We start from the raw sequence: 5,859 nt of genomic DNA, 5'->3' as shown, positions 1-5,859 counted from the left end.
CAATAGATGTCGGGTTTAACTTCCAGTGCGTGCAACATACTATCTCCTTTGCGGTTTCAAGGCAGCGAGCGTCGAAACCCTTATGTGCTACTGCATAAGTATCATTTGTGTTGAAGAGTGTACCAAAGCAAGGAGAAGCGTGCACGGTTCCCCCGAAAGTTCCATAGCGTTTGTTAAAGATCGTGCCAGCGCAAGCCAGTACCCTTGCCAAAAAAACAGCAAACGCAACAAGCGTCCTGCCGAGTATAAATCAGGCGGGACGCTTGTTGCTGTCAAGAAGCCGCGTATATGGTTTCTTGACGATATGGCTTGGCAAGGTTATGCCATAGATGGTGGTAGAGCTTCGTTGCTGGAAGGTGTTTCAATGCCAGAGGGGTTTTTCTCGCCGGACGATCCATCAATGCGGGGAAGTTTTCGGCTAAGCCTAAAGGCGACTATCGCCAGCACGGCGATGGCTATGTCGCAAACGATGCAAAATATCCATACCGAGGTAAACGCACCTGTGGTCTTGTATATGGTTGTCAACAGCGGAGCGCCGAGGGAGCCGAGCACATAGCCGATTGCTGGGACCAATGAATAGATTTTGCCGTAGTCTTTATGGCCGAACATCGCCATAGTCAGCGTTGCGATGCCGGTTCCGAACACGGCGTACATCGAGTCGTTTAATCCAGCTCCTACACAAGCGAGCAAGGGCGAGGTGGTGCTGAACAGAAGGCACATAAACGACAGTATCGTTACGCCTGACCACATGGCTACGGCACGGGCGGGACCGAACTTGTCGCACGTCCATCCGATGAGCGGGTTCCATATGATATCGCACAGCATCGCCACCGACACCATGAGGCTGCCAATCTGCGGGGAGAATCCAACCGAGGTGCCGTACATGGGGAAGAGCTGGTTGGTCACGGTGGTCATGACGATAAAACACATAGCGGCGACAATTGAGATGAATGCCGGGGATTTCACAGCTGTCTTGAAATCAACGCCGTCGGTAGGCACAGTGGCGCTGTCAGCATTGTGTTCTGTGGCACCGTAGGGCAAATACCCTTTCATTTCCGGCTTCAATCTGATGATAAACAAAGACGAGCCACACATGAGCACAGCGGCTGACAATCCGAGCACTACATAACCTACCCGCCAGCCGGCCGAGGTGATAACCGAATTGATGATAGGGCTCATGATGGCGTTGCAAATGCTCGAAAGAGCCCAAGCTATGCCGATGGCCAAACCAACACGCTTGTGGAACCAGTTGTTCAATATGATGGCGATACCCACCGAAGTATTGAAACCCATACAGAATCCGATGATAGCGCCTGAGACATACCACATAAACACGTCGTTATAGAGACACATTGCCACAACTGCGGCCGCCTCCACAGCGTTGATCAGCGTCATATGCACGGCGATATTCATCTTGGGAACTAATCGTCCGGCAATGGGCATGCTGACCGCCTGCCCCAAACATACGATGGTCATGTAGAACGCGAGTGACGACTCCTCGATGCCAAGCCCTTCGCTTACGGGCACATAGAAGTTGCCTGCGACAACGGTTAAAAATCCTATCGATCCCGAGATCATGAAACCACAGGCAAGCACAACGAGCCAGGCGTGGCCCTTCGCTTCTTTCAAGTTTTCCTTCATTGATGTTCCTCATTTCCGAAAACCTTCTGCATAGCAGATGGCGCGCGAATGGTAGGCTTCGGGCAAGGTGCGCAAGCGCGTTTTGCGCGAAGCGTTCAATCGAAAGAAACCCACGCACGCTTCTGTGAAAAACGCGCGTGGGTTTCGAGTTTTATGCCTTTTGAACGGCTGTCTCCCGATCCGAAGAAGTTACCTGCGAGGTATCGTCGAGTTCAGCAGGTTCGGACCGAGGAACCCAGCCGATCCTTTTGCCGAACAGCACCCCTATCGCAACGACAACTAACGGGTATAAATAACAGAAGAAGGCGTAGGGCATATAGGTGAGACACTCAACACCCAGTACCGTCACCATATAGACCGCGCAGGTGTTCCATGGCACCAGGACGGAAGTGATGCCTGCACTCGAATTGACGATGTTGGCCCAGACGTCGTTCTTTACGCCGCGGCGACGGAATTCCTTACTGTACATTTGCGTAGACAGCGTGATGGCCGGGTATTGGTCGGGCAGAAGCACATTAAACAGTGCTCCCGAAAACACGGTGGCACCGATCAGCTGCCCCATACGACGAAGCCTGCTAACGATAGGATCAACAAGGGCATCCATCAGGTGCGTATGCTGCATAATGCCGCCATAAGCCATAACCAAGACGACGATGGAGATGGTGCTCATCATTTCCTGTATGCCGCCATTGGAAAGAAGTGCATCCAGCTGAGCGAACCCCGTGTTGCTTACGACGCCCAAATTAGCGACTTCGACCACCGTGGACAACGCGGAGCCCTGCAAGAGGCATGCTTCTACCATGCCAACGACAATGGCTGCGAGAAACGAGGGAATAGCGGGAACCTTCAAGACGATGCAGAGGATCATGACTGCAAGGGGAATAAGCGTGATAGGTCCGATACTGTAATTTGCATCCAGCGCTGTTAAAAGCGAGCCGACCTGGCTCGAAACATCAACAGAGCCCGCAACGTCGAGGTTCATCCCTATTGCCAGATAAATTCCCGCACAGCCTAAGCAGGTGATGAGGCACAGCACCAAAAAACGCTTGCATAGTGCAAAAACGCCACAGTCGGCAATGGCTGCAGCTAGGTTTGGTCCATCAACCAAAGGAGAGATGATCTCGCTTACGTAGGAACCGGCAACGACAGCTCCCGCCGCCATGCCTAGCGGAATGTTGAGCGCTGCGGCAATACCTAAAAAGGCGATACCGATGGTGCCTGCAGCACCCCATGAACCCAATACGATACCGACTGCCGTTGTTACCAAGAATGCGATAGGCAAGAATAGCTCGGGGCTTACTACCATAAGACCGTAGTAAATCATGGTGGGCACGGTGCCTGACTGGATCCACACACCCACCAACATGCCGATGCACATCAAAATGAGCACGGCTTCCATCGCGTCATTGATGCCTTTAAGTATCGCGTCGAGCACATCTTCCCACGTACGACCCAAGTACATGGCGATACCGCCGGCAATAGCACAACCGACGACAAGAGGGATCTGCGGCTCAGACCCCAATCCGACAACACAGCCGAACATTACAACCGCAAGCGCACCGAGGGCGAGTATGCCGTGACGAAATTTCACCTCTTTTGGTGTCTTTTCCTTAATGCTCACAATGAGGTTCCTTCCTGTGATTTATCTGGCGACCCCTTTTGGATATCTGGGGTCTGCCCTAAAAGTTGCGGCAGCCATGGCAGGCTGCCGCAACATCAACCTGTTTCGCAGAGCTTGCCGATCAGCGAAACGAATCCCTATTTACCGATCTTTGCCAGTACGGCATTCGCTCGAGCCTCGGCCTCGTCGGCTGCGGCAGTATCTTCGGGCGCGACCGGGCAAAGATATGCCAAGATAGCGCGAATGGAGTGCTTACGGTTTTCGGCTTCGACCCAGCACAGGCTGTTTTTGCCATCCATGACTTCGTCGACTACTTCCTCACCGCGGGTGGCGGGCAGGCAATGCATGAACTTGGCATCTGGACCTGCAAGAGCCATGAGTTCGGGGGTTACCTGGTATTTGGGGTAGAAGATATCCATATAGGAGGTGCCTGATTCTTCTTCATCGTAAAGGCCATACCACACGTCGGTGTATACGAAGTCCGCGTTTTTGATAGACTCGATATCGTCGGAGATAGTGATGGTTCCGCCAGAAACTTCGCAGTTTTTCTGACCGATAGCAAGAAGGTCGATCTTGTTGCCCACTTGCAAGCCTCCGTCGGTGATCTGGTGACCTTTAGGTCCGAACTGCACGAAGTCCATCCCCATCTTTGAGCAGATGAACATCAACGATACGCATACCTGTGTGGCATCACCGATAAATGCGAGCTTGCAATCTTCGATTTTTTTACCAGCAGGAAGGTTTTCGATCATAGTAAGCAGATCGCCAAGTTCCTGGGTGGGATGATTGAGCTCGGACATGCCGTTGATGACGGGTGCCGCGCTGTACTTGGCCAGGTTTGCAACATCGATGTGGCGGTCGACGCGAGCCATAAGAATGTCCACAAGCGATCCCATAACGCGGGCAGAGTCTTCGATGGTCTCATGACCGCCCAGCTGGATGGTGCCGGGTCCATAAAACTGTGCGTGGCCGCCCAGGTCGGTCATAGCCGTCTCGAAAGAGATGCGGGTGCGGGTTGATACCTGTTGGAAGATCATACCGAGCGTCTTGTCCTTGAGCAGCTGCGGATAGCGATTAGCCTTAATCATAGCCTTCAGAGAAATCGCCAGTTCGATCATGTCGAGCAGTTCTTCTTTGGTAAAGTCGTTGGTGTCGATGTAATCCTTCACGGTCATTGCTGCCTCCTTGTTGGGATTGACTGCAACCACTTTCCAGCGGTTGCATCTCTTGGCGCACAGCATGCAGCAGAGCCCTCTTCATCGGGAAGCATTAAATTGGTTCATTTTCTATTTCGCTGAGGTAAACTTTTCCAAACCGCATTACCCTATCGCTTACAAAATTTGATCCCTACCGTCTTAAACCGCAGGGTTTTTAAGGCTAAACGTCGTCTGAACCAAATTGAACCAATAGAAATTCACACATTTTCCACCGTGAATTTTAGTGAGTGCTACCATGAGTGACACAACAAGGAAAAGGGAAGAGCACCGAAGGGGAGTAGGCCAACATGGAAGTTGCTTTCTATGCATACACTATTCTGATTATGGCCTCGTGCATTGCGGCAACGGTGTCGATGCTTTCCTTGTATGCCGCCAGACGCAGTCCTGCGTATCTCTTTGTAGCTATTGCGTTCTTGCTGTATTTCTTCGATCTTACTTTCATATTTCAAAGCGAATACCTCAGCCATGGCGTGCTGCACGATCGAAACATGTTTTACGCTATCCCTTCGCCCTATCTCAAAGCAATTCTCGCCATGGGGGTGCTAGAATCGGTCTGGATCGCCCTGTGCTATTACCTCAATAAACGAAACATCGTTCTTCTCGTTGCCCCAGCGGCAGTTTTTTTGACGGCTAGCCTTGTCGTCATTCATTTTCTTCCGGAAGGGTCCTTGAGGCAGTGGTGTTTTTATAGTACCCGCGAGGTATTTACCGCATGGATATTGCTTTTTACCTTAGTTCAATACCGGAAGGCATCGGGACCCTACAAAGCCGGCATCAGAAAACTCAAGGTTCCTGTCGTCCTTGGGGTCGTTTTTTGCATACTCATCGTCATCGAGAACACTTTTGTGATCCTTCTTTGGCAGCCCTCAACCGAGCTTATGAACTCGGTTGCCTTCCTGTTTATCTCCGAACGCAATATCACCGAAAACCTCCTTGCGTTCGTGCTCGCTTTGTTCGCTGTGCACTTTAGCCTGAGCGCTTCTCAGCTGCGGAGCAAAGACATATCCCTTCCCTCTCAGGATGAGGCAGAGAAGTGCTATGTCGATTTCACTATTGATCGTTACTGTGAAAAACATGGTCTCACACGCCGAGAACGTGACATACTTTGCTGTATCGTTGAAGGAAAAGACTACCAAAACACGGCAAGTGAGTTGTATCTGGCAATCGGTACGGTGAAGTCTCACACACATAACATTTTGCAGAAGACCAGGACCAAAACGCGCCAAGAACTTCTGCAAGATTTCTGGCGCTATTGAAGGCGGGTAAGCAAGGTGTTCGTCATAGTGGCTTTCTCCTCTTAAAAAAGGCTGTTCATTTGCGTTGGCGATGGTAAAATACCCTCATCTACGACGTTAGGAGAATTATGAACACCGCTATCAT

General features: G+C 51.3%; 4 protein-coding genes. 1 reads left to right on the top strand and 3 read right to left on the bottom strand.

The features are described 5' to 3' along the window. Window positions 1-318: 318 nt before the first annotated feature. From RR842_RS11220 to ptcA, 3 genes are all read right to left on the bottom strand, one after another. Entirely contained in the window at window positions 319-1,641 is a 1,323-nt protein-coding gene (locus RR842_RS11220; RefSeq protein WP_332729779.1) for an MFS transporter, read from the bottom strand. Window positions 1,642-1,792: 151 nt separating this feature from the next. Beyond that, window positions 1,793-3,262, bottom strand: coding sequence for a Na+/H+ antiporter NhaC family protein (locus tag RR842_RS11215; RefSeq protein ID WP_332725101.1), 1,470 nt, complete (start codon window positions 3,260-3,262; stop codon window positions 1,793-1,795). Between the two features lie 137 nt (window positions 3,263-3,399). After that, window positions 3,400-4,437 (bottom strand): putrescine carbamoyltransferase, encoded by a 1,038-nt coding sequence (gene ptcA / locus RR842_RS11210; protein ID WP_332729778.1) that lies wholly within the window; start codon window positions 4,435-4,437, stop codon window positions 3,400-3,402. Window positions 4,438-4,766: 329 nt separating this feature from the next. Here ptcA and RR842_RS11205 point away from each other — a divergent pair, with 329 nt between their 5' ends. Further along, window positions 4,767-5,735 (top strand): helix-turn-helix transcriptional regulator, encoded by a 969-nt coding sequence (locus RR842_RS11205; RefSeq protein ID WP_332729776.1) that lies wholly within the window; start codon window positions 4,767-4,769, stop codon window positions 5,733-5,735. Window positions 5,736-5,859: the final 124 nt, after the last annotated feature.

Source organism: Gordonibacter sp. (assembly GCF_036667095.1).
Classification (GTDB): domain Bacteria; phylum Actinomycetota; class Coriobacteriia; order Coriobacteriales; family Eggerthellaceae; genus Gordonibacter.
The sequence above is the reverse complement of the archived record's forward strand: the minus strand, read 5'-3'. Positions and strand labels throughout refer to the sequence as shown.

What these genes read in the sequence shown, in the direction of transcription:
- RR842_RS11220 (WP_332729779.1), bottom strand. Translation starts at nt 1,641, where the DNA reads ATGAAGGAAAACTTGAAAGAAGCGAAGGGCCACGCCTGGCTCGTTGTG.
- ptcA (WP_332729778.1), bottom strand. Translation starts at nt 4,437, where the DNA reads ATGACCGTGAAGGATTACATCGACACCAACGACTTTACCAAAGAAGAA.
- RR842_RS11205 (WP_332729776.1), top strand. Translation starts at nt 4,767, where the DNA reads ATGGAAGTTGCTTTCTATGCATACACTATTCTGATTATGGCCTCGTGC.